This is a genomic window from Mannheimia varigena, from assembly GCF_013377235.1.
Classification (GTDB): domain Bacteria; phylum Pseudomonadota; class Gammaproteobacteria; order Enterobacterales; family Pasteurellaceae; genus Mannheimia; species Mannheimia varigena.
Genome location: NZ_CP016226.1, coordinates 1,126,698 through 1,148,756, shown reverse-complemented (window position 1 = coordinate 1,148,756; position 22,059 = coordinate 1,126,698). Strand labels below are relative to the sequence as shown.

Sequence of the window (22,059 nt, the reverse complement as noted above, 5' to 3'; positions counted from 1 at the left end):
TGAGAACAAATTTATGCAGATAATAGAACTTGCTCAACAAGCCAAGCAAGCCAGCGTTGAATTGGCACAATTTGGTAACCGTCAGAAAAATGAAGCTTTACTTACCATTGCCGATAGCCTTGAGCAGCGTGCAACCGAAATTTTATATGCGAATGCAAAAGACATTGAATTTGCTCAATCACAAGGCATTTCATTGGCGATAATCGACCGTTTGTTACTCAATGAAGAGAGATTAAAAGGGATCGCCAACGATGTGCGAAATGTGGCGAAATTGGCAGATCCTGTCGGGCAAGTAATTGATGGCGGTGTGCTAGACAGCGGTTTGAAAATTGAACGCCAACGTGTGCCGTTAGGCGTGATTTTAACCATTTATGAAGCTCGCCCGAATGTAACCATAGATGTGGCTTCTCTCTGTTTAAAAACCGGCAATGCGGTTATTTTACGTGGCGGTAAAGAGACCAAATTTACCAATGCAGTGCTAGTTGATGTGGTGCAAGATGCGTTAGAAAAAGCAGGCTTACCGAAATTAGCGGTGCAAGCGGTAACCGATCCTGATCGTGGCTTATTGTTAGAGCTTTTGAAGTTAGATCGCTACATTGATATGGTCATTCCACGAGGCGGTGCGGGGTTACATCAATTCTGCAAAGAAAATTCAACCATTCCAGTAATTGTTGGTGGCATTGGTGTTTGCCATCTATTTGTGGAGAAAACAGCAGATCAAGAAAAATCATTAGAGGTGATTGCGAATGCGAAAACTCAACGTCCAAGCACTTGCAATACATTGGAAACCTTGTTGGTGGAAAAATCTATCGCTGTCGAATTTTTACCAAAATTAGTGGCGAAAATGCAGCAGCTAGGCGTAACGATTCACAGTAATGATTTGCAAAAAATTGACGGAATTGAACCGCTTGATCAGGAAAAACTCAGCCAAGAGTGGTTATCGCTTGATCTGAACGTGGTTGTTGTAAACGACTTACAACAAGCGGTGGAGCATATTCGCCATTATGGTTCGCAACATTCGGAAAGTATTTTAACTTCTGATTATCAAGCTGCTCGTCAATTCGTACAACAAGTTGATGCAGCAGCCGTTTATATTAACGCCAGCACACGTTTTACTGATGGCGGCGAGTTCGGCTTAGGGGCGGAAGTGGCGGTAAGTACGCAAAAACTCCACGCACGAGGCCCAATGGGGCTTGAGGCATTAACCACGTATAAATGGGTGTGTGAAGGCGATTATTTAGTTAGAGGATAATATGTTAAAACGGATTTTAGAATTTCTTAAACTGCTTGCGAAGCGTTATACGGAAAATAACATTGCGATTTCGGCGGGTTATCTTACTTACAGCACAATGCTTGCCATTGTGCCATCAATTATTGTGTTGTTTTCGATTTTTACGTTCTTCCCTGTGTTTTATGAAGCCAGCGAAATGTTAAAAGCCTTTATTTACGACAACTTTGCCCCAAGTGCGAGCGAAATGGTTTCAGAATATATTGAGCTGTTTGTCAGTAATGCGAAAAAAATGGGGATTGTCAGTATTATCGGTTTATTTGTGGTTTCTCTGATGCTGATTAAAAGCATTGATGAAGCCCTTAATACTATTTGGCATAACAATAAAAGCCGACCGATGTGGTTCTCTTTTTTGCTCTATTTCTTAATTTTAATATTCGGTCCACTACTTGCTGGAGCAAGTATTGCCATTACAACCTACATTACATCACTTGCGATTTTTAATGGCTCTGGGGCGTTGTCGTTAGGGCAACATTTATTAGAATTAATGCCGTTTTTCTTGATTTGGTTACTGTTTACATTGGTGTATAAATTTATCCCTGTTACCAAGGTAAAATTCAAGCACGCAGCAATTGGAGCGTTACTGGCGGCGGTTTTCTTTACCTTAGGTAAACAAGCCTTTATTTGGTATATCACGGCGTTTCCATCTTACCAAGCAATTTATGGGGCATTAGCGGTATTGCCGATTATGCTGTTGTGGATTCAATTAAGTTGGCAAGTGGTGTTATTAGGCGGGCAGTTCGCCGCAATCTTAAAAGAGATGGAAGAAGATAGGGAAGTTTATGATCGGATTAATTCAGCGGGTTAAATGGGCAAAAGTTGAGGTTGAAGGGCAAACCGTTGGCGAAATTCAGCACGGTTTATTGGTTCTGCTTGGCGTTGAAAAAGATGACGATGAAGCTAAAGCCGATAAACTATTAGAAAAAGTACTGAATTACCGAGTGTTTTCTGATGAGCAAGACAAAATGAATTTGAATGTTCAGCAAGCTGGCGGTAGCCTACTCGTGGTTTCGCAGTTCACCCTTGCGGCAGATACGAACAAAGGTTTACGTCCAAGTTTTTCAAAGGGAGCTGCCCCAATTGATGCTGAACGTTTATACGACTATTTTCATCAACAAGCAGCAACTAAAATCCATACCCAGACAGGGCAGTTTGCCGCAGATATGCAAGTTAGCTTACAAAATGACGGACCTGTTACGTTTTGGTTGCAGGTTTAGGCAAGAAAAAAGAGAGCTTTTGCTCTCTTTTTGGTTATTTAGGCAATTTCTGACATTTCGGACAGAAGTAAGTGTTACGTTGCCCAATCACTTTGGTTTCAATGGGTTTTCCACAATCATTACAGGCTTCCCCTTTTCGTCCGTATACTTGTAGCACTTGAGCAAAATAGCCGGGTTTGCCGTCAGGTTGGACAAAATCTTTGAGCGTTGTGCCACCTTGAATAATGGCTTTAGTTAGTACTTCTTTGATGGTTTTCACTAAACGCTCGCATTGCTTTTTAGTCAGATTTTGTGCCGCAAGCTCAGGGTGAATGCCAGCCATAAATAAACTTTCGCACGCATAGATATTTCCAACGCCCACAACTACTTCATTCGTCATAATAAAGGTTTTACAAGCGGTCGTTTTTTTACGACTTTTTGCAAATAAATAATCGGGTGTGAAATCGTCTGAAAGCGGTTCAGGTCCAAGTTTACGTAGTAGTTCGTGATTTTCAGCCTTTTCTGACCATAGCCAGCAGCCGAATTTGCGAGGGTCGTTATAGCGTAAGATTGTGCCGTTTTGGGAAATAAGATCGACGTGGTCGTGCTTGCCAATTTCTTTTTGTTGGCTTTCTTGCAAAATACCGAGTGAGCCGGACATTCCTAAATGCACCAAAATATCACCTTTATCGGTTCGGATAATCAGATATTTCGCCCGTCTTTCTACTGCTTCGATTTTTGCATTTTCCATTTGAGAAAGTTCCGGGCTAACTACCCAGCGTAGCTTGGGTTGACGGATAATTATTTGCTTAATCGTTTGCCCTTTTAAATAAGGCTCAACGCCTCGCACGCTGGTTTCAACTTCGGGTAATTCAGGCATTTTTATTCCTTATAGTAAAAAGGTGCGTTTATAAACGCACCCTAGATATTGTTAATTAGGCTTTTTACCAACTAGATAGCCAATTACTGTACCTGCAATGGCAAACGGAATCCACTCCATTGAAATATCTTTCATTGGTAGAGAGTTCATCATTTCCACTCCGGCAACTGATAATATAGACACTATGGTTACTAATGCTAATGGTAAGCGCTGAGCCATTAATGGCAATCTAATAAAGATGTTGATAAACATTAGGAAGATAACTGTCATTGCAATTGGATATAGCACTAACAACACAGGCACAGATTTTGAAATCACAAAATCTAAGCCTTGATTAGCAATCGCAAAGCTGATTAGACTGAAAATTAATACATAAATTTTATAGGAAATTTTCGGGAATACTTCATTGAAATATTCACTTGTAGTTACGATTAACCCAATCGAGGTAGTTAAGCAGGCAAGCGTAACAATCACGCCAAGTAGCGTGCGACCAAACTCACCGAAGGTATCAGTTGCAACACTATTAAGAATAAATGTGCCGATGTTTTGACCTTTTGTATTCAATTCTGCGAGAGTTTCTGCACTAATCGGGTAGTGGTTACCAATCCAAGCAAGCGAAATGTAAATTGCTGCTAATGCAATAGCTGCAATTATGCCTGCCATTGAAGTCTGCTTGATTAAGTCTTTACCACCGATGCCTTTCGCCTTAATTGCACTAATCACAATCACAGAGAAAGTAATTGAAGCTAGAGCATCCATCGTTAAATAACCTTCAACAATGCCTGTAAAGAGAGGGGTTTCGGGATCCGCCTTGGTTGCTACTGCAGGCAATTCATTTCCGCCTAATAAGATAACGGCTTTAACTACTAATGCTAAAATTGCAACCAATAATACAGGAGTTAAGATTGCACCTATTCTATCTACTACCGTTGATGGGTTTAAGCTGAACCATACCGCAATTAAGTAATAAGCTAGTGTAAATATCAATAAAGAAAGCGTGCTACTTTCACCAATAAACGGCACAACTGCCATTTGGTAAGCTGTTGCCCCTGTGCGAGGAATGGCAAAGAATGGTCCGATAGTTAAATAAATTGCCATTAAAAATAGCAGCGAAAAATAAGGATGAACATTTTTGCTCAACGCTTCTTTATAACCACCTTGATAGTAACCGCTCACGGCAATTCCAAGCAGTGGCAAACCAACACCGGTAAGCACGAAGCCAATAATAGAAGGCAGGAAATCAATGCCACTATCTAAACCGAGTTTTGGCGGAAAAATTAAGTTACCCGCCCCAAAGAAAATCGCAAAGAGCATAAAGCCCACGATGAAGGTATTTTTAGTCATAATAATTGCTACTTAAAAATTAAAAGGAAAGACATTAAAAAATAAGGGGAGAATTGTGCCATATTTGCCAACTTCTTGCAAAAAAAGACCGCTTGATATTGTGGAAAAATACATTTTTAGAAAAGAAAAGTCGGCAAATTGCCGACTTTTAACAAAATAGAAAGGAAATATTAACCCATATATAACCCACCATTCACATGAATGGTTTCACCGTTGATATAACGTGCGTCATCTGAGGCTAAGAATGCTACTGCTTTTGCAATATCTTGTGGAGAGCCAAGTTCGCCAGCCGGAATTTGACTTAAGATTGCATTGCGTTGATCTTCGTTTAGTTCATCTGTCATATCGGTTGCAATAAAGCCCGGAGCAACCACGTTTACTGTAATGCCACGACTTGCGACTTCTTTTGCGAGGGATTTAGAAAAACCGACTAAACCTGCTTTTGCCGCACAGTAGTTTGTTTGACCCGGGTTACCCATTGAACCAACAACGGAACCAATACTGATAATACGACCACCTTTTTTCATCATTGGGCGTAATACCGCTTTAGACAAGCGATAAACAGATGTAAGGTTAGTTTGAATGATGTCGAACCAATCATTATCTTTCATACGCATTAATAAACCATCACGGGTAATTCCTGCGTTATTCACTAGCACATCCACATCACCAAAGGTTTCTTTGATCTGTTTTAATACGGAATCAATAGATTCTGCGTCTGCCACGTTTAGTACTAGACCTTTGCCATTTTCGCCTAAGTAAGCAGAAATAGATTCTGCCCCTTTTTCAGAGGTCGCCGTGCCAACTACTGTGTAGCCTTTTGCCACCAATTCTTCGGCAATCGCTTTGCCGATACCACGAGTTGCACCTGTAACTAATGCGATTTTGCTCATACATTCTCCTATAAAAGACGATTAAAGCGTGAAAATATAAAAAATAAAAAGAATAATAAAGTAGTTTATCACAGTGGTTGAACCACCGAATAATGCATATTTAACGGCTGAACCTTGCTGTGGATAAATCCAACGAGGGCGAGCAAACACCCATATTGTTGAGACGAGCAATAATCCTAAACTACTTAATAAATAAATTTGAAATAAAACCACCGCACCTTTTGGATCACCTTTGCTTAACAGCACGCCATAAATAGCCCACGCTTGAATAACCGCGGTAGTAAGTGCTGCCCCGCCGATAAATGCTCGACGAATTTTCGGATTAATAGCCAAAAAGTAAGCTAAAAATGAGCAGGCAGAAGCAACCGAAAGCATACCAAATTGTTTAAATACGGAACTACTTTCAAGCGGATCGACATTACTAAACATATAGCTGGCAGGGATGATGACTAAGGCAATCAATACACTGAACAGCATAAATAAAGTTTCTTTGCTCATTTTATCGCTGATTGAAATTAGGCTTGAACTGCCTCAAGGCTGGCAACATCGTTTACTGCTTGTGCTGATAACTCTTTCACAATACGGCTTGTTAAACCGGTTAATACTTTGTTTGGACCGATTTCATAAAGCGTTGTGATGCCATCTTGTGCCATTTTTTCGACGGTTTCTGTCCAACGCACAGGGCTATAAAGCTGACGAACAAGAGCGTTACGAATAGCCTCAGCATCACTCTCAACCGCAACATCAACGTTATTAATAACAGGTACAAGCGGTTGATTTAGCTCAATATTTTGCAATGCTGTTGCTAATTTTTCCGCTGCTGGTTTCATTAATGCACAGTGTGAAGGTACGCTTACGGCTAATGGTAACGCACGTTTTGCCCCTGCCGCTTTACATAATTCACCTGCTTTTTCAGCTGCCGCTTTTGTACCGGCAATCACGACTTGACCTGGCGAGTTAAAGTTTACTGCTGAAACAATTTCGCCGGTTTCATTTGCAGCTTGTTCGCACGCTGTAATAATTGCCTCATTATCCAAGCCGATAATCGCATACATCGCCCCGCTGCCTGCCGGGACGGCTTCTTGCATTGCGTTACCACGCAGTTCAACTAATTTGATGGCATCTTGGAAGTTTAACACGCCGGCACAAACTAGGGCAGAGTACTCGCCTAAACTATGACCTGCCATTACAGACGGTTTTAATTCAGGGTATTTTTCTTGCCATACACGGAAAATTGCCACCGATGCCGCTAATAAAGCCGGTTGAGTACGTTGAGTTTGCCCTAGCTCTTCTGCTGTGCCGTTTTGTACTAAATCCCATAAATCATAGCCAAGCACATCGCTTGCTTGTTTGAAGGTTTCTTCCACAATTGGGTATTGTGGAGCAAGATCAGAAAGCATTCCAATAGCTTGTGAGCCTTGCCCAGGGAAAACCATAGCGAATTTTGACATTTTTTATTCCTCTTTTAAATTGTAGCTTGTAGGGGCAAATTGCAATTTGCCCCTACGATGTAATCTTTGCAAATTTGCCGTAAAAACTGACCGCTTGTAGCAGATTAATCTGGCGAATAATACAGTTTACCGATCTCAATCCGTTCACGCCCAGTTTCCAATCGCCATTTGTTGCTATCACGCAGGGAATAAACGCAACCGCAATATTCCTGCTGATAGAAGCGTTCACGCTTACTGATTTCGATCATACGCTGAGAACCACCGCCTTTACGCCAGTTGTAATCCCAGTAAACAACATCATCAAATTTAGCGGCGGCACGGTGTCCGCAGTCGTTGATTTGGTTCATATCTTTCCAGCGAGAAATACCTAAGCAACTGGTAAAGACCGGGAAGCCGTTGTTGTGAGCGTATTCTGCCGCTTTTTCAAAACGCATATCAAAGCACATTGTGCAGCGAATGCCTCGTTCAGGTTCCCATTCCATCCCTTTGGCTTTTTTGAACCACTCTTTGCGGTCGTTTTCGTAGTCGTCATCTAAATCGATAAACGGAATACCCCACTTTTCAGCAAAGCGGATATTCTCTTCCTTACGAATGAGATACTCTTTGAGTGGGTGAATGTTCGGGTTATAGAAATAGATGGTAAATTCAATGCCGGAGGCGTGAATTGCTTCCATCACTTCGCCCGAACACGGAGCACAGCAAGAGTGCAGCAGCAACTTATTGTGTCCGTTCGGAAGAGTTAATTTCTCACGCACAAAAGGGGCGTTTGGATCTTTTTTTTGATTTTGAGCACGGCGTCTAGCACGCACACTTTCAATGTGTTCTTGGGGTTGTTGGTTTTGTTCTGTCATTGTTATGTAGGGGCAAACAACATTTGCCCAAAAGAATTATAGGTTATGGGGCAAATATCATTTGCCCCTACAAGCGGTTAAATTTATCTGATTTTTTGCAAATTAATAGGATCTATCCACCGACAAATACGCCAGTGAAATCAATGCCTGTTTGTATTCACTTTCAGGCAATACCGCTAACGCATCGACCGCTTTTTGGGCTTCTTCACGGGCTTTTTGCATTGCGTAGTCGAGAGATTTGTGTTCCGTCATAATGGCTAAAACGTCTGGAATTTGCTCCAATTCACCACCGTTTTCAATTGCATTGCGGATCAGCTCCACTTGAGCGGTTTTGCTTGCTTTTTCCGCTGTGTGCATTGCGTGTAAGAGCGGAAGCGTTGGTTTGCCTTCTACAAAGTCATCGCCTACATTTTTACCTAAACTTTCACTTTGGGCGGAGTAGTCTAAAATATCATCAACAAGTTGGAATGCCGTGCCTAAATAACAACCGTACTCTTTTAAGCCATTTTCGACCTCTTCACTTGCTTCAGCAGCAATCGCCACGCATTGCGTAGCGGCTTCAAACAAACGTGCAGTTTTGTTGTAAATCACACGCATATAGTTTGCTTCTGTGGTGTTTGGGTCGTTCACATTCATTAATTGCTGAACTTCACCTTCCGCCAACGCATTGGTTGCCGAAGACATTACTTTTAATACACGAAGCGAGTCTAAATCCGTCATCATTTGAAAAGAACGAGTGTAGATATAATCACCCACTAACACGCTTGCTGCATTGCCAAACACCGCATTTGCAGTATCTCGCCCACGACGTTTGTCGGATTCATCCACCACATCATCGTGCAATAATGTTGCCGTATGTACAAACTCAATAAAGGCTGCCGCTGTAATATGTTTTTTACCTTGATAACCTAACGCGCGGGCTGCAAGCACTGAAATTAACGGGCGAATGCGTTTGCCACCGCCTGCGATAATGTAATGCCCAAGCTGGTTAATCAATAAGACTTCCGAATTAAGTTGAGCCAAAATTTCTGCATTTACCGCTTGCATATCTTCATTTGCAAGGGCTTGAATTTGTTCTAAAGAAAGTTGCACCGTCAGTAAGTCCATCAGTTAAAGTGAAAATTGACTTGATTTTACCTTAATTTGAGTGTTGTTCAAAAAAGAATTGCGATTTTGTGATAAAATCGGAGCAGTAGATCATTTCTAAGTATCAAACAAGCGGTTATTTTTTTATTATTTTTTGCAAATTTGAAAAATATCTCAAAATCACGCTTGCTCTTTTTAATCTTTTTCCGTAGAATTGCAACCCTATTTTTATGAATTAATTAAGTGCCTAAACGCAAAAGCAGATGGCACATAGCGGAGTAAATATGTACGCAGTTTTCCAAAGTGGCGGCAAACAACACCGTGTAAGCGAAGGTCAAGTAGTTCGTTTAGAAAAACTTGAAATCGCAACTGGTGAGAAAGTTGAATTCGATTCAGTTTTAATGGTCGTTAATGGCGAAGATGTTAAAATCGGTGCACCGGTAGTTGCTGGTGCAAAAGTAGTGGCTGAAGTTGTAGCACAAGGTCGTGGCGAGAAAGTTAAAATCGTTAAGTTCCGTCGTCGTAAACACAGCCGTAAACAACAAGGTCATCGTCAGTGGTTCACAGAAGTGAAAATCACTGGGATTCAAGCATAATTTCAGAGGAGATCTAGAAGATGGCAACTAAAAAAGCTGGTGGTTCAACTCGCAACGGTCGTGATTCTGAAGCTAAACGCCTTGGTGTTAAACGTTTCGGTGGTGAATCTGTATTAGCAGGTAGCATCATTGTTCGTCAACGTGGTACTAAATTCCACGCGGGTTCAAATGTAGGTATGGGTAAAGACCACACTTTATTTGCAACTGCAGACGGTAAAGTTAAATTTGAAGTGAAAGGCGAGAAAAGCCGTAAATATGTAAGCATCATTGCTGACTAATCATTTCAAAATGAAAATAAGAAAACCTCGCTTTAAGCGAGGTTTTTTCATATCTTCAATTGTGTATTTAGAGCAAAACTGCTCTGATATTTATTTATTGATGTGATTGTTTGATTACAAGCGGTTGTAAATTGATAAAAATTTACAACCGCTTTTTGTTTAAATGACGTGTAGTGTTTCTAATGCGTATAAAATACCGTCTTCTTCAATCGGTTTTGTAATGAAATCTGCCACAGCCTTCAGCTCAGGTTCGCCATTGCCCATAGCCACACCGAAGCCGACAGTCGGTAACATTTCCATATCATTAAAGCCATCTCCAAATGCCATTGAGCTTTCAATATCAATCCCCAATTTTGCCAGCACATCTTGAATACCACGAGCTTTGGAGTTCTCTTTTCTTAGAATATCCACCGCATTGGGGTGCCAGCGAGCCTCTTTTAAATCATTTGCAAAAATTCCGCTATTTTCTACCGCTTGTGTTTGCTCTTTGGTATAAAACAGCAGCATTTGCACAATATGCTCTTTTTCGTGGTAGTGCGGATCAATCAAATAATTCGGCGTAATCGGTAAAACCGCTTCGTGAACGATAGGATTAGTTTCAGAAACTGCAATCGTCATCGGTGTTACAAAGGCATAAATAATGCCTAATTCATTAGCTTTGCGAATAATTCGCTCAATTTGCTCACGGCTAAGGGAATAATCGCTAATAAGCTGATCTTTATAGAAATTATATTGCCCATTAATCGTAACGAATAATTCAAAGCCTGTTTCGGGATTTAAATAGGGTTTCAAGGCTTCAGGGAAACAACCGTGATTTCTGCCTGTGGCGATAGCAGGAATAATCCCTTTTGCTTTTAGGCGAGGTAAAACTTGCTCGGTAACAGAAGTAGGAATGTAGGCTTTATGCTTTACATACAAGGTTTCATCAATATCGAAAAAAACAATTTTAATTGGTTTTTGAGGTGTGTTCATCTGCTTTTCCTTTATGTTGCCAATAGTAAGATTTTACTCTTTTTTCGAGAAAGATCACAAAAATAGTCCGAAAAAAGCGACTTAAGTTTGATAATCTGCAAAGAAAAGGAGGAAAGATGAATGTATTTGGCTTTCGTTGTTTTCACTGTGATAAATCATTGGCAGTTGGTATTCACGGATTTTGCAGCATTTGCCAAAAGCAAATGAAAAAGCCACCTTACTGCACTCATTGTGGAATGAGTTCTTTAGCGTACCGTGATTATTGCGGTTATTGTTTAAAAAATGAACCTAAGTGGCAAAAATTAGTGCGAGTGGGAGAGTATAAACAGCCGCTTTCTCATTGGATACATCGCTTTAAATTTCAGCAACAATATTGGCTCGATCAAGCCCTTGCTCGACAATTGCTTTTAGCTATAAAACAAGCTCAACGGGAGCAAGGTTTGAGATTGCCGGAAGTGATTATGCCTGTGCCGTTATTTTGGCAGCGATATTGGCAGAGAGGTTTTAATCAAAGCGAATTGTTAAGCCGTTGGTTAGCTAAATGGCTAAATATTCCGTTGGATAATCAAAGTTTAATAAGGCAGCGGAAGACCATCTCGCAACGAGATCTTAGTGCAGCACAACGCCGTAAAAATTTAAAAAGAGCTTTTAGCTATCAACCTATCAGAGAGTATAAGCGAGTAGCGATTGTTGATGATGTACTTACAACAGGTTCAACGCTGAATGCAATTTGTACCGAGTTATTGAAATGGAATGTTGAAGAAATTCAAGTTTGGGTGTTAGCAAGGGCTTAATATTATTTCTTTATTTGAAATAATATATTTTAAAATTGATGGATTATCAAATAAATGTTTTCCTTTAAAATACGCCCTCAACTGTTTAGTTACTTTTATTTTTTAAGGAAAGCTTATGAACTCAACTTTAAACAACTTACAACCGCTTGCTCTTTTAATTACCCGTATCGTAGCAGGTTATATGTTCTTACTTCACGGCACGGCAAAATTCTTTGAATTCCCAATGTCGATGACCAACGGTAACGGCGGTGTACCATTCTTCTCAATTTACGGTGCGGCAGGTATTTTAGAAATTGTAGGCGGTATCTTCTTTATTTTAGGTTTATTTACACGCCAGACTGCATTTTTGCTTTCAGGTATGATGGCGTACGCATTTTTCATTGTTCACGGAGCTCAAGGAAATGTTTTATTACCATTATTAAATGGCGGAGAATTAGCAGGGCTTTACTCAGTTTTATTCTTAACCTTTATTTTTATTGGTGCAGGAAAATATTCTCTCGATGCAAAATTATTCAGTAAAGCTTAGTTTAGTTATTTAAAGGAATACTTGGGTGAATAATTATTTAATTTCACCCATTTTCTTTTTTAATTAGCTACTATTGTTGCTATTCCAATTACAGCTGCAAATATTCCCAACCATATCAGTTGTAATTTTATACTTTTGCGGTTCACTTCTTGGTTGTGTAATCGGCGCTGCTCTAATTTTTGGCGATAGATTTCTAAATCCGCCTCTTTGAAAGAAAAACCACAATGCGGACAGCTTTCTACGCTGTCGCTGATACGTTTTCTGCACTCCGGGCAGCGGTGTAATGCCATAGTTTCCCCTTACAAGCGGTTATTTATTTCGAAAAATTTTCAATATAGATACGATAATAACTTTGATCATTTCGATTAAAGAAAATAAAATTATCATTATCTTTTTGTTTCTCCCCCATAATATAACCATTATCACTATTGGTTGAGAGAATATAATATTTTTGGTTCTCTATTTCTATATAATCATAGGTAGTACGTAAGCCAGCTCTTAAATAACCAATGTGTAGAGCTAATAGCGAAAAATAGAGGAAGATAAAGAGATTAAAGATATGGAGATCTCCTTTTAATATCATCTTTCTGACATCAAGATCAAGTTTCGTATCATTCCACTTTTTCTGGAAAAATAAAACACTTAGTGCGGTAACTAAAACATAGGTAATTGAAATGGAAATAGGCACAATACCCGTAAACACATAGAAAGTGAGAATAACCGGTATGGTAAAAACAGAAACCAATACAATAACTCTTAACCAGCCTAAATGTTGAAAATAATGTAGTTTAAAAACTTTATTTATTAAAGCGTAGCCTAAAGCATAGCAGAAAAAGAGTAACACCGAAACAATGAATACATAAGCAAGACTTCTTGCCATACTGGCATTACCAACCTCAACGTGCCACCAAGGGTAGCCGTGAAAAAGTGCTTGTCTCCAGCCATAGCAATAAGCTGTAGCAAAACTAATCAGTGTAAAAAATGCAAGAGAAAATGAAGAATTGATGATTTTATTGATATGTTTATTAACCATAATCAGATATACCTCCTAATTTAAGGCTAATCTCTATAAATCTAATGATAATATTGATTCTTTAAGAAGAAAATATTTTCCCTCTCCTTTTTGCTTAAATAATAATCAAATTAGATCAATTCAAATCAAAATCACTCATTTATATTTAAAGTGCTTCATCATCTGTTTCACCGGTGCGAGTACGGATAACCTGTTCAATATTAGCAACATAAATTTTACCATCGCCTACTTGTCCTGAGTAAGAGGCGTTTAAAATTGCATCAATTACTGCATCGGTTTGGTAATTAGAAACTAATACTTCTACTTTAATTTTAGGACGAAAATCAATTGTCTTGATTTGCGAGAGTTCTTCTTCGCTATGCCCATATTGTCTGCCAAAGCCTTTTACTTCTGTGACTGTCATTCCTTGAATTCCAATTTCTGACAGTGCATCTCGCACTTGGTTTAGTCTTGAGGGTTGAATAATGGTAGTGATGAGTTTCATATTTTATTCCTTGCATTATTTATTTTACATAGTCATCTGTAGGGGCGAACTGATCGTTTTTTTGTTACATAATAGCGAAAAATTTATCATTTTTTTAAATTTTTTTCGTTTTGCCCTTGAACCCTCCATTTTTGCCCTTATTTATGGTTGCGTCTGAACGAGAAAATCATCTCGTTTCTTTTTAAAACTGAATTTATAACTAGAGGAATCGAAAATGGGTAAAATCATTGGTATTGACTTAGGTACAACAAACTCTTGTGTGGCAGTAATGGACGGTGACAAACCTCGTGTAATTGAGAACGCAGAAGGTGCACGCACAACGCCATCCATCATCGCTTACACTGACAAAGAAACCTTAGTCGGTCAGCCAGCAAAACGTCAGGCGATCACTAATCCGAAAAATACATTATTCGCTATTAAGCGTTTAATCGGTCGTCGTTTTGAAGATAAAGAAGTACAGCGTGATATTGAAATTATGCCGTTTGAAATCAGCAAAGCAGACAACGGCGATGCGTGGGTAACCGTAAAAGGCGAAAAATTAGCACCGCCACAAATCTCTGCTGAAATCTTGAAAAAAATGAAGAAAACCGCAGAAGATTTCTTAGGCGAGCCGGTCACCGAAGCGGTAATCACTGTGCCGGCGTACTTTAACGATGCACAACGTCAAGCAACTAAAGATGCGGGTCGTATCGCTGGTTTAGATGTAAAACGTATCATCAACGAACCAACAGCGGCGGCATTGGCATACGGTTTAGACTCTAAGAAAGAGAACCAAACTATCGCTGTTTACGACTTAGGTGGTGGTACATTCGATATTTCAATTATCGAAATCGACAACTTTGACGGCGAGCAAACCTTTGAAGTGCGTGCAACCAACGGTGATACTCACTTAGGTGGTGAAGACTTCGACAACCGTGTGATCAACTACTTAGTGGAAGAGTTCCAAAAAGAGCAAGGTGTTGATTTACGCAACGACCCAATGGCGATGCAACGTGTGAAAGAGGCGGCAGAAAAAGCGAAAATCGAGCTTTCTTCAGCACAAGAAACTGAAGTAAATCTTCCGTATATCACCGCTGATGCAACCGGTCCGAAACACTTAAACATCAAAGTAACTCGTGCGAAATTAGAAGCATTAGTTGAAGATTTAGTAAACCGTTCATTAGAGCCGTTAAAAACGGCATTAGCAGACGCTGGCTTATCGGTTGGCGAAATCAACGATGTGATTTTAGTGGGCGGTCAAACCCGTATGCCATTAGTGCAGAAAAAAGTGGCAGACTTCTTCGGTAAAGAGCCTCGTAAAGATGTGAACCCGGACGAAGCAGTGGCAATCGGTGCGGCAGTGCAAGGTGGTGTATTAAGCGGTTCTGTAACAGACGTATTGTTATTAGACGTAACTCCGCTTTCATTGGGTATCGAAACAATGGGTGGCGTAATGACGACCTTAATTGAGAAAAACACCACGATTCCAACCAAAAAATCGCAAGTGTTCTCAACGGCGGAAGATAACCAATCTGCGGTAACGATCCACGTGTTACAAGGTGAACGTAAACGTGCAGCAGATAACAAATCGTTAGGTCAATTCAACCTTGAAGGTATTAACCCAGCTCCACGTGGTATGCCACAAATTGAAGTAACTTTCGATATTGATGCGAACGGTATCATCAACGTGTCTGCGAAAGATAAAAACACAGGTAAAGAGCAACAAATCAAAATCCAAGCATCTTCAGGCTTAAGTGATGAAGAAGTAGAACAAATGGTACGTGATGCGGAAGCGAACGCTGAAGCAGACAAAAAATTTGAAGAGTTAGTTCAAACCCGTAACCAAGCAGACGGTATTGCTCACGCAACCCGTAAGCAAATCACTGAAGCAGGCGATGCGTTAAATGCAGACGACAAAGCGAAAATCGAAGCAGCCATTGCAGAGTTAGAAACTGCGGCAAAAGGCGAAGATAAAGCTGACATCGAAGCGAAAATCGAAGCATTAATCAAAGCCTCAGAACCGCTAATGCAAGCCGCTCAAGCAAAAGCCCAAGGCGGCGAGCAACCACAACAAACTCAAAAAGATGATGGCGTGGTAGATGCGGAATTTGAAGAGGTGAAAGACAACAAGTAATCTTTCCCAATAGATGTAGGGGCGTATTGCATACGCCCCTTTTGCGTAGGTTATTAATAGACCAGCTAGACCAGCCCCTCTGAGGCTGTGTAAGCGGTCAAATTCTAAGAAAATTTTGCAAATGCTCAAACTCTACTCCATAACCGAAACGGTACAGCCGCCGTTTTATAAAATCTACGACCGTAAAACAAACCAAACCGTGATCGCAACCGAAACAGAAAACGGGAACGACCCTATTTTGATCGACGATTTTATCTGGTTTGAGAAAATTCCAACTACGGAAAATTTGCTAGCGGAAACGTGGGCGAGCATTGAAAACCGTTCTAAGCAAGGCTTGTTAAAACGTGCTTATACACAGGATTTTGAAAAGCATTTACCTGACGGCAAAGTCGAAATTTATATTGCGCTAAATCCGCATTGTTAATATAACTGGAGATCTGACCCATTCTTTAGAAAAGAGGGGTTAGCGGAGTTAAACATGCGCTCAAAATTCTCAAAATTTTTACAAATACGGAAAAACTATGGCAAAAAGAGATTATTACGAAGTCCTTGGCTTGTCGAAAGGGGCGGATGAAAAAGAGATCAAACGTGCCTATAAACGTTTGGCAGCTAAATATCACCCAGACAAAAACCAAGGCAGTAAAGAGTCAGAAGAGAAATTTAAAGAGATTACCGAAGCCTATGAAGTCTTAACCGACAGTGAAAAAAAGGCGATGTACGACCAATACGGTCACGCTGCTTTTGAACAAGGCGGTGGCGGTTCAGGTGGATTTGGTGGCTTTGGTGGCGGTGGTTTCGGCGGCTTTGAAGACATCTTCAGCGAAATGTTCGGCGGAGGCTTTGGTGGCGGTGGTCGCCGCCAACGTGTGGTGCGTGGCGATGATTTACGTTACGACATCGAAATCACCCTTGAAGAAGCGGTGAGAGGCTGCAAAAAAGATATTCGCATTCAAACTTTAGCAGAATGTGATACCTGCCATGGCTCAGGTGCGGAAGCGGGCAGCAAAGTGGAAACTTGTTCCCACTGCCACGGCTCAGGGCGTGTTCGCCGTCAGCAAGGCTTCTTTGTAACCGAAGCGGTCTGCCCAAGCTGCCACGGCACCGGCAAACGTATTGAAAAACCGTGCCGCTCTTGCCACGGCGATGGACGTGTTCAAAAAGCGAAAAACTTATCTGTTACCATTCCAGCAGGTGTGGACACCGGCAACCAACTCCGCTTATCCGGCGAGGGGGCAGCTGGCGAAAATGGGGCACCGGCAGGCGATTTATATGTAGTGATTTACGTGCGTGATCACGATATTTTCGAGCGTGACGGTTCAAATCTCTACTGCGAAGTGCCAATCAGCTTCACCCTTGCGGCATTAGGTGGTGAAATTGAAGTGCCAACCTTAGACGGCAAGCTGAAACTCAAAATCCCGGCAGAAACCCAAACCGGCAAACTGTTCCGTGTGCGAGGCAAAGGGGTAGCAAACCCACGAGGCGGCTACGCAGGGGATTTAATCTGCAAAGTGGTTATCGAAACCCCAGTGAATTTAAGCGAAGAGCAAAAAGAGCTGTTACGTCAATTTGAAGTTAGCCTTGAGGGCAAAGGGCAGCACCGCCCGAAACACGAGGGGTTCTTTGACGGGGTGAAGAAATTCTTTGATAATTTAGGAAAATAATTCTCTCTTTTCATTCAAAAGTACATATCCTAGATATGTACTTTTCTTTTCCTATATGTAAAAAATTAGACAAAAAAGACCGCTTGTGGCTTACCAGTTTAATTCCTGACAATTATAATCAACTATTAAACAACATTTCTTCAATAGCTCTAAATTATCAAATTAATAGATTGCGAAAAAAACTACAGTCTTTATAATTTCCTTCGAATTGATTACCTATCTTATTTTTTATGAGGATTCTATTATGTCTAAATGTCCTGTTGTACATTTAACAAGAAACAACGGTGCTCCTGTTGTTGATAACCAAAATAGCTTAACTGCAGGTCCACGTGGTCCATTATTAGCTCAAGATTTATGGTTAAACGAAAAATTAGCTAACTTCGTACGTGAAGTGATTCCTGAGCGCCGTATGCACGCTAAAGGGTCTGGGGCGTTTGGTACTTTTACTGTCACTAACGACATCACTAAATACACTCGTGCGGCAATCTTCAGCCAAGTGGGTAAAAAAACCGAAATGTTTGCTCGTTTTACAACTGTTGCTGGTGAACGTGGTGCTGCTGATGCTGAGCGTGATATTCGTGGTTTCGCATTAAAATTCTACACAGAAGAAGGTAACTGGGATATGGTAGGTAACAATACACCAGTATTCTTCTTACGCGACCCACGTAAATTCCCGGATTTAAACAAAGCAGTTAAACGTGATCCACGCACCAATATGCGTTCTGCTACAAACAACTGGGATTTCTGGACATTATTACCAGAAGCATTCCACCAAGTGACTATCGTAATGAGTGAGCGTGGTATTCCAGCTTCTTACCGCCATATGCATGGTTTTGGTTCGCATACTTACAGCTTCATCAATGCTGAAAATGAGCGTTTTTGGGTGAAATTCCACTTCCGTACACAACAAGGTATCAAAAACTTAACAGACGCAGAAGCGGCAGCAATCATTGCAAATGATCGTGAAAGCCATCAACGTGACTTATATGATGCGATTGAACGTGGAGATTTCCCGAAATGGAAAATGTATGTACAAATTATGCCTGAGACTGATGCAGATAAAGTACCATACCATCCATTTGACTTAACAAAAGTATGGCCAAAAGCGGACTATCCATTAATTGAAGTGGGTGAGTTTGAATTAAACCGTAACCCTGAAAACTTCTTTGCTGATGTTGAGCAATCTGCGTTCGCACCAAGCAACTTAGTCCCAGGTATCAGCGTGTCTCCGGACCGTATGTTACAGGCTCGTTTATTCAACTATGCGGACGCTCAACGTTACCGTTTAGGTGTAAACCACCATCAAATCCCGGTAAACGCACCACGTTGTCCTGTACACAGCAATGCGCGTGATGGTCAAGGTCGTGTAGATGGTAACTACGGTAGCACAATCCATTACGAGCCAAATAGCTTCGGTAAATGGCAAGAGCAAGCTCAATATGCTGAACCACCACTAAAAATTAGTGGCGATGCAGCACACTGGGATTACCGTGAAGACGATTCAGACTATTTCAGCCAACCACGTGTATTGTTCAACAATATGAATGATGAACAAAAACAAGCATTATTCAATAATACCGCAGCAGGTATGGGCGATGCGTTAGACTTTATCAAATACCGTCATATCCGTAACTGTTATGCTTGCGATCCAGCATACGGTGAAGGTGTTGCTAAAGCATTAGGTATGACTGTTGAAGATGCAATCGCAGCTCGTGCAACAGACCCAGCATTAGGTCAGCCGGGTTTACTATAATCTTTAGGTAAAACGCAAAATAAAAGCTCTACGAAAGTAGAGCTTTTTTATTACTTAGTATTTGTAAAATTTATTTCACTACCGTAATTTCCCATAACGCATCACCAATTTGTTGGTAATCTGTCACATCATAGCCCTCTTCTTCTGCCCAGTTTGGGATTGCTTCGGTTGCTTGAGTGCAATCAAATTCAATAGTTAGGCTATCGCCTTTGTTTAATTTTGCCATTGCTGCTTTTGCTTCTACTAATGGAAATGGGCAAACAAGCCCTGATGCTGGTAAACGTACGTTCATAATCATAACTCCTTAAAAAATTAACCTTTTAAACGTTGTGGGCGAATAATCGTGAAATATGCCCCCACCGATGTACCGACTATCATTATCGGTAATGAAATCCAACCTTGCCAAGAGAAAAATGCGGTTTCCACTAAGCCGTTGCCGATAGAGCAACCGCCAGCAAGACTTGCCCCAATACCCATTAAAGCCCCACCGCCTGCGCTACGAAGCATTGTTGTTGCATCTGGCACTCTGAAACGAAACTCGTTAGAGAATTTTGCAGCCACGAACGAGCCAATCAAAATCCCAAACACCAAGAATACACCCCAGTTGATGAATTTATCATCGCCAAATACAAAATATTGGAACACATTAGCTGTTGGTGAGGTAATGCCTAAACCAAAGTTTCTGCCTGCTGCTGCACTTAACGGCCATGCTAATAACGCAATCAAACCCACCAATACAGCAGTTACAAACGGGTGCCAGCGTTTTTCAAATAAAATGTGAGCCAAACCGGTTTTGCGAGGTTTTAATGCAATGGTTTTGCCTCTTGGTTTTCTTAACTGACGAATAGTCAGTGTGAGCGTTACTGCCGTTAAAATAAACACTAAAATCCAAGGGGAAATACCCAAGGTTTCGTGAATGGTGCGTTCTTCAATCACATTTGCTTTTAGCCCTTGATTGAGCGGAGCTAACACCCCAGTTCGCATTGAAGCGGAGAACAAGCCATACACGATCAGCGCTACCCAACTACCGATTAACCCTTCACCTGCACGATACCAAGTGCCTGTCGCACAACCGCCGGCGTAAACAATCCCAACACCGAATAAGAATGCCCCGAGAATTACCGCAATCAACGGTAAATCTTCCGCTGGTGAAGTAAATGAGCCTGCTTCATAAAGCAACCAAATGCCGATGGATTGCACGGTAATCGCAATCAATAACGCTACAAACATTTTGCTACTTTTTGTTACATAAAGATCACGAAATGCTCCAGTAATACAGAAACGTCCACGCTGCATTACAAAACCGAGTAGAAAACCACATAACAACCCTGTTAATAACATAAAAAAATACCTCACTAAAATAAATAAGGAGGTATTAGAATATAAAGTTGTTTAGATGACTAATAATCTTTAGTAAAATGATATTTCATTTTGTTATATTAAATATGAGGAATTACATCATCAGGTCCACCTAATTTATTCAATGCGACTCTTCTTGGATCAACTAATTTTGCTTTTTTAATCATTGGCTCAACAGTTGAGCCTTGTACTAGAATGGAAAAGGTAACAACTGCATAAGTCATCAACAAAATCAAATCTCGCACATCAAGATTTCCTTCTGAACTTGAAATCATCGCAGCGCCAGCTGGTACGGAAAGTGCCATTGCAAGGGCTAATCCGCCACGCAAACCGCCCCATGTCATAATTTTAAGCGTATAAGGATTATAAGAGCGGAAGTGTTTTAACACTTGGAAAGGAATCCATAAGCTAACATAGCGAGCGAACAAGCAAATCGGGATTGCCGCTAGCATTAACACACCGCCGATAAAGGTAAATTCAACCAACAGTGTGCTTAGTCCGATTAATAAGAACAAAAGATAGTTTAGCGAGTGATCGATCATCTCCCAAAAATGGTCGAGATATTTTTGGCTCTGCTCAGAAAAGCCTGAGCGGCGTGTCCAGTTGCCGATCATAATCCCTGCTACTACCATGGTTAATGCCCCTGAAACGTGCAAGTAATTAGCCATAACAAAGCCAACGGTTGGAATAGTGAGCGTGATTAAAATCTCAAGGCTTCCGTCATCAGTAGCAGAAATAAACTTATGTGCAATAAAGCCTGTTAATAAGCCAAATAAAATACCACCAACGGCTTCTTGCAAGAACAGCCCTACCACGCCACCTAATGTTAGTTCTTGCCCCCCAAATGCTACGGCAAAAATAGTGGTAAAAATCACTAATCCGATACCATCATTGAATAAAGACTCTCCTTCAACGTGCATCGAAAGGCGTTTTGGGGCTTTTAGACTTTTGATAATTGCAAGTACAGCAATAGGGTCGGTTGGCGAAATGAGCGAGCCAAATAATAAACAGTAAACAAAGCCAATCTCTAAACTACATAATCTAGCAACAACATAAATTAAGCCACCGATTAAGAAAGTAGAAATTAAGGTAGAAATTAACGCATAGACCGCGATTTCACGGCGTTGTTCTTTCATTAACGGCAATTTGATCCCCAATGAGCCTGCAAAAAGCAAGAAACCGAGCATTCCGTTTAATAAGAAACTTTTGAAGTCGAGTTGTTCGAAAATGGAGATAGCGAGTTTGTCAATATTGAACCAGCCGAGAGAGCCGAAGGTAAGAATAAGAAGGGAGCCGACAAGGGCAGAAGCAGTAATTGCAATGGTGGTTTGGATATTTTCATTCAGTTTTCGCGTGAAAAATGAAATAAACATCGCCAGCCCAAATAATAGGCAGATGTAAGCATAAAGTTGCATAGGAGTTACCTGTAAAAAAATTGTAAAAAAATAAAACTGCGGCTAGTGTAAACCTTATTTTGCTTAATAGCCATACAACAAGCGGC

General features: G+C 40.8%; 25 protein-coding genes. 11 read left to right on the top strand and 14 right to left on the bottom strand.

Annotated features, from left to right (window positions below; translation table 11 throughout):
- Positions 1 to 13: 13 nt before the first annotated feature.
- The 3 genes from proA to dtd are packed head-to-tail and all read left to right on the top strand — an operon-like array spanning position 14 to position 2,505.
- Entirely contained in the window at positions 14 to 1,252 is a 1,239-nt protein-coding gene (gene proA / locus A6B40_RS05325) for a glutamate-5-semialdehyde dehydrogenase (protein WP_176671781.1), read from the top strand.
- Between the two features lies 1 nt (position 1,253).
- Complete coding sequence (locus A6B40_RS05320; RefSeq protein ID WP_025342131.1) at positions 1,254 to 2,096, top strand: virulence factor BrkB family protein; 843 nt, start codon at positions 1,254 to 1,256, stop codon at positions 2,094 to 2,096.
- On the top strand, positions 2,071 to 2,505 hold the full coding sequence (gene dtd, locus A6B40_RS05315) for a D-aminoacyl-tRNA deacylase (protein WP_025248275.1): 435 nt from the start codon (positions 2,071 to 2,073) through the stop codon (positions 2,503 to 2,505). The genes A6B40_RS05320 and dtd overlap by 26 nt, the downstream gene beginning before the upstream one ends.
- A 34-nt stretch (positions 2,506 to 2,539) precedes the next feature.
- Here dtd and mutM read toward each other — a convergent pair whose 3' ends face one another.
- From mutM to ispB, 7 genes are all read right to left on the bottom strand, one after another.
- A complete protein-coding gene (mutM, locus tag A6B40_RS05310; RefSeq protein ID WP_176671780.1) occupies positions 2,540 to 3,364 on the bottom strand; it encodes a bifunctional DNA-formamidopyrimidine glycosylase/DNA-(apurinic or apyrimidinic site) lyase in 825 nt (274 codons plus the stop codon).
- 51 nt (positions 3,365 to 3,415) lie between these two features.
- Positions 3,416 to 4,708, bottom strand: a complete 1,293-nt coding sequence (brnQ, locus tag A6B40_RS05305) for a branched-chain amino acid transport system II carrier protein (RefSeq protein WP_025218101.1) — start codon at positions 4,706 to 4,708, stop codon at positions 3,416 to 3,418.
- Positions 4,709 to 4,878: 170 nt separating this feature from the next.
- Positions 4,879 to 5,601 carry a 3-oxoacyl-ACP reductase FabG gene (gene fabG / locus A6B40_RS05300; RefSeq protein WP_025342135.1) on the bottom strand — a complete coding sequence of 241 codons (723 nt, stop codon included), beginning with the start codon at positions 5,599 to 5,601 and terminating at the stop codon, positions 4,879 to 4,881.
- A gap of 21 nt (positions 5,602 to 5,622) precedes the next feature.
- Complete coding sequence (locus A6B40_RS05295; protein ID WP_025342136.1) at positions 5,623 to 6,099, bottom strand: hypothetical protein; 477 nt, start codon at positions 6,097 to 6,099, stop codon at positions 5,623 to 5,625.
- A 17-nt stretch (positions 6,100 to 6,116) separates the two neighbouring features.
- Complete coding sequence (gene fabD / locus A6B40_RS05290) at positions 6,117 to 7,052, bottom strand: ACP S-malonyltransferase (protein ID WP_025248270.1); 936 nt, start codon at positions 7,050 to 7,052, stop codon at positions 6,117 to 6,119.
- Positions 7,053 to 7,156: 104 nt separating this feature from the next.
- Entirely contained in the window at positions 7,157 to 7,903 is a 747-nt protein-coding gene (locus A6B40_RS05285) for an epoxyqueuosine reductase QueH (protein ID WP_025342138.1), read from the bottom strand.
- Between the two features lie 102 nt (positions 7,904 to 8,005).
- Positions 8,006 to 9,001, bottom strand: coding sequence for an octaprenyl diphosphate synthase (gene ispB / locus A6B40_RS05280; RefSeq protein WP_176672325.1), 996 nt, complete (start codon positions 8,999 to 9,001; stop codon positions 8,006 to 8,008).
- A gap of 272 nt (positions 9,002 to 9,273) precedes the next feature.
- Here ispB and rplU point away from each other — a divergent pair, with 272 nt between their 5' ends.
- Both rplU and rpmA read left to right on the top strand, forming a co-directional pair.
- Positions 9,274 to 9,585 (top strand): 50S ribosomal protein L21, encoded by a 312-nt coding sequence (gene rplU, locus A6B40_RS05275; protein ID WP_025218095.1) that lies wholly within the window; start codon positions 9,274 to 9,276, stop codon positions 9,583 to 9,585.
- A 20-nt stretch (positions 9,586 to 9,605) separates the two neighbouring features.
- On the top strand, positions 9,606 to 9,863 hold the full coding sequence (gene rpmA / locus A6B40_RS05270; protein ID WP_006249511.1) for a 50S ribosomal protein L27: 258 nt from the start codon (positions 9,606 to 9,608) through the stop codon (positions 9,861 to 9,863).
- A gap of 159 nt (positions 9,864 to 10,022) precedes the next feature.
- On the opposite strand, the gene A6B40_RS05265 is transcribed toward rpmA, so the two are convergent.
- Positions 10,023 to 10,835: a Cof-type HAD-IIB family hydrolase gene (locus A6B40_RS05265; protein WP_176671779.1), complete on the bottom strand. Its 813-nt coding sequence runs from the start codon at positions 10,833 to 10,835 to the stop codon at positions 10,023 to 10,025.
- Between the two features lie 116 nt (positions 10,836 to 10,951).
- Between A6B40_RS05265 and A6B40_RS05260 the strand changes: the two genes are divergently transcribed.
- Both A6B40_RS05260 and A6B40_RS05255 read left to right on the top strand, forming a co-directional pair.
- Positions 10,952 to 11,629 (top strand): phosphoribosyltransferase family protein, encoded by a 678-nt coding sequence (locus A6B40_RS05260; protein WP_176671778.1) that lies wholly within the window; start codon positions 10,952 to 10,954, stop codon positions 11,627 to 11,629.
- Positions 11,630 to 11,744: 115 nt separating this feature from the next.
- Entirely contained in the window at positions 11,745 to 12,155 is a 411-nt protein-coding gene (locus A6B40_RS05255) for a DoxX family protein (RefSeq protein ID WP_025248264.1), read from the top strand.
- A gap of 59 nt (positions 12,156 to 12,214) precedes the next feature.
- On the opposite strand, the gene A6B40_RS05250 is transcribed toward A6B40_RS05255, so the two are convergent.
- The 3 genes from A6B40_RS05250 to A6B40_RS05240 all read right to left on the bottom strand — a co-directional run bounded on the left by A6B40_RS05250 (position 12,215) and on the right by A6B40_RS05240 (position 13,672).
- Positions 12,215 to 12,445: a zinc ribbon domain-containing protein gene (locus A6B40_RS05250; RefSeq protein ID WP_025248263.1), complete on the bottom strand. Its 231-nt coding sequence runs from the start codon at positions 12,443 to 12,445 to the stop codon at positions 12,215 to 12,217.
- Between the two features lie 23 nt (positions 12,446 to 12,468).
- A complete protein-coding gene (locus A6B40_RS05245) occupies positions 12,469 to 13,188 on the bottom strand; it encodes a hypothetical protein (RefSeq protein WP_176671777.1) in 720 nt (239 codons plus the stop codon).
- Between the two features lie 145 nt (positions 13,189 to 13,333).
- A complete protein-coding gene (locus tag A6B40_RS05240; RefSeq protein ID WP_025218090.1) occupies positions 13,334 to 13,672 on the bottom strand; it encodes a P-II family nitrogen regulator in 339 nt (112 codons plus the stop codon).
- 214 nt (positions 13,673 to 13,886) lie between these two features.
- Between A6B40_RS05240 and dnaK the strand changes: the two genes are divergently transcribed.
- From dnaK to A6B40_RS05220, 4 genes are all read left to right on the top strand, one after another.
- Positions 13,887 to 15,785 carry a molecular chaperone DnaK gene (gene dnaK, locus A6B40_RS05235; protein ID WP_176671776.1) on the top strand — a complete coding sequence of 633 codons (1,899 nt, stop codon included), beginning with the start codon at positions 13,887 to 13,889 and terminating at the stop codon, positions 15,783 to 15,785.
- Between the two features lie 115 nt (positions 15,786 to 15,900).
- Positions 15,901 to 16,209, top strand: coding sequence for a hypothetical protein (locus A6B40_RS05230; protein ID WP_418887707.1), 309 nt, complete (start codon positions 15,901 to 15,903; stop codon positions 16,207 to 16,209).
- Positions 16,210 to 16,306: 97 nt separating this feature from the next.
- Positions 16,307 to 17,446: a molecular chaperone DnaJ gene (dnaJ, locus tag A6B40_RS05225; protein WP_176671774.1), complete on the top strand. Its 1,140-nt coding sequence runs from the start codon at positions 16,307 to 16,309 to the stop codon at positions 17,444 to 17,446.
- A 244-nt stretch (positions 17,447 to 17,690) separates the two neighbouring features.
- The gene (locus A6B40_RS05220) at positions 17,691 to 19,199 is read left to right on the top strand and encodes a catalase (protein WP_025248258.1); all 1,509 of its coding nucleotides are present in this window, start codon (positions 17,691 to 17,693) and stop codon (positions 19,197 to 19,199) included.
- Between the two features lie 70 nt (positions 19,200 to 19,269).
- Here the strand turns inward: A6B40_RS05220 and A6B40_RS05215 are convergent, their stop codons facing one another.
- The 3 genes from A6B40_RS05215 to A6B40_RS05205 all read right to left on the bottom strand — a co-directional run bounded on the left by A6B40_RS05215 (position 19,270) and on the right by A6B40_RS05205 (position 21,973).
- Positions 19,270 to 19,491 (bottom strand): sulfurtransferase TusA family protein, encoded by a 222-nt coding sequence (locus A6B40_RS05215; RefSeq protein WP_025218085.1) that lies wholly within the window; start codon positions 19,489 to 19,491, stop codon positions 19,270 to 19,272.
- Positions 19,492 to 19,511: 20 nt separating this feature from the next.
- Positions 19,512 to 20,540, bottom strand: coding sequence for a YeeE/YedE family protein (locus A6B40_RS05210; protein WP_025248257.1), 1,029 nt, complete (start codon positions 20,538 to 20,540; stop codon positions 19,512 to 19,514).
- 98 nt (positions 20,541 to 20,638) lie between these two features.
- The gene (locus A6B40_RS05205; RefSeq protein WP_176671773.1) at positions 20,639 to 21,973 is read right to left on the bottom strand and encodes a cation:proton antiporter; all 1,335 of its coding nucleotides are present in this window, start codon (positions 21,971 to 21,973) and stop codon (positions 20,639 to 20,641) included.
- Positions 21,974 to 22,059 lie beyond the last annotated feature (86 nt).

What these genes read in the sequence shown, in the direction of transcription:
- A6B40_RS05250 (WP_025248263.1), bottom strand. Translation starts at nt 12,445, where the DNA reads ATGGCATTACACCGCTGCCCGGAGTGCAGAAAACGTATCAGCGACAGC.
- A6B40_RS05260 (WP_176671778.1), top strand. Translation starts at nt 10,952, where the DNA reads ATGAATGTATTTGGCTTTCGTTGTTTTCACTGTGATAAATCATTGGCA.
- A6B40_RS05265 (WP_176671779.1), bottom strand. Translation starts at nt 10,835, where the DNA reads ATGAACACACCTCAAAAACCAATTAAAATTGTTTTTTTCGATATTGAT.
- fabG (WP_025342135.1), bottom strand. Translation starts at nt 5,601, where the DNA reads ATGAGCAAAATCGCATTAGTTACAGGTGCAACTCGTGGTATCGGCAAA.
- A6B40_RS05240 (WP_025218090.1), bottom strand. Translation starts at nt 13,672, where the DNA reads ATGAAACTCATCACTACCATTATTCAACCCTCAAGACTAAACCAAGTG.
- dnaK (WP_176671776.1), top strand. Translation starts at nt 13,887, where the DNA reads ATGGGTAAAATCATTGGTATTGACTTAGGTACAACAAACTCTTGTGTG.
- rpmA (WP_006249511.1), top strand. Translation starts at nt 9,606, where the DNA reads ATGGCAACTAAAAAAGCTGGTGGTTCAACTCGCAACGGTCGTGATTCT.
- A6B40_RS05210 (WP_025248257.1), bottom strand. Translation starts at nt 20,540, where the DNA reads ATGTTATTAACAGGGTTGTTATGTGGTTTTCTACTCGGTTTTGTAATG.
- dnaJ (WP_176671774.1), top strand. Translation starts at nt 16,307, where the DNA reads ATGGCAAAAAGAGATTATTACGAAGTCCTTGGCTTGTCGAAAGGGGCG.
- proA (WP_176671781.1), top strand. Translation starts at nt 14, where the DNA reads ATGCAGATAATAGAACTTGCTCAACAAGCCAAGCAAGCCAGCGTTGAA.
- A6B40_RS05320 (WP_025342131.1), top strand. Translation starts at nt 1,254, where the DNA reads ATGTTAAAACGGATTTTAGAATTTCTTAAACTGCTTGCGAAGCGTTAT.
- A6B40_RS05205 (WP_176671773.1), bottom strand. Translation starts at nt 21,973, where the DNA reads ATGCAACTTTATGCTTACATCTGCCTATTATTTGGGCTGGCGATGTTT.
- A6B40_RS05255 (WP_025248264.1), top strand. Translation starts at nt 11,745, where the DNA reads ATGAACTCAACTTTAAACAACTTACAACCGCTTGCTCTTTTAATTACC.
- rplU (WP_025218095.1), top strand. Translation starts at nt 9,274, where the DNA reads ATGTACGCAGTTTTCCAAAGTGGCGGCAAACAACACCGTGTAAGCGAA.
- A6B40_RS05215 (WP_025218085.1), bottom strand. Translation starts at nt 19,491, where the DNA reads ATGAACGTACGTTTACCAGCATCAGGGCTTGTTTGCCCATTTCCATTA.
- A6B40_RS05245 (WP_176671777.1), bottom strand. Translation starts at nt 13,188, where the DNA reads ATGGTTAATAAACATATCAATAAAATCATCAATTCTTCATTTTCTCTT.
- fabD (WP_025248270.1), bottom strand. Translation starts at nt 7,052, where the DNA reads ATGTCAAAATTCGCTATGGTTTTCCCTGGGCAAGGCTCACAAGCTATT.
- brnQ (WP_025218101.1), bottom strand. Translation starts at nt 4,708, where the DNA reads ATGACTAAAAATACCTTCATCGTGGGCTTTATGCTCTTTGCGATTTTC.
- A6B40_RS05285 (WP_025342138.1), bottom strand. Translation starts at nt 7,903, where the DNA reads ATGACAGAACAAAACCAACAACCCCAAGAACACATTGAAAGTGTGCGT.
- A6B40_RS05220 (WP_025248258.1), top strand. Translation starts at nt 17,691, where the DNA reads ATGTCTAAATGTCCTGTTGTACATTTAACAAGAAACAACGGTGCTCCT.
- A6B40_RS05295 (WP_025342136.1), bottom strand. Translation starts at nt 6,099, where the DNA reads ATGAGCAAAGAAACTTTATTTATGCTGTTCAGTGTATTGATTGCCTTA.
- dtd (WP_025248275.1), top strand. Translation starts at nt 2,071, where the DNA reads ATGATCGGATTAATTCAGCGGGTTAAATGGGCAAAAGTTGAGGTTGAA.
- mutM (WP_176671780.1), bottom strand. Translation starts at nt 3,364, where the DNA reads ATGCCTGAATTACCCGAAGTTGAAACCAGCGTGCGAGGCGTTGAGCCT.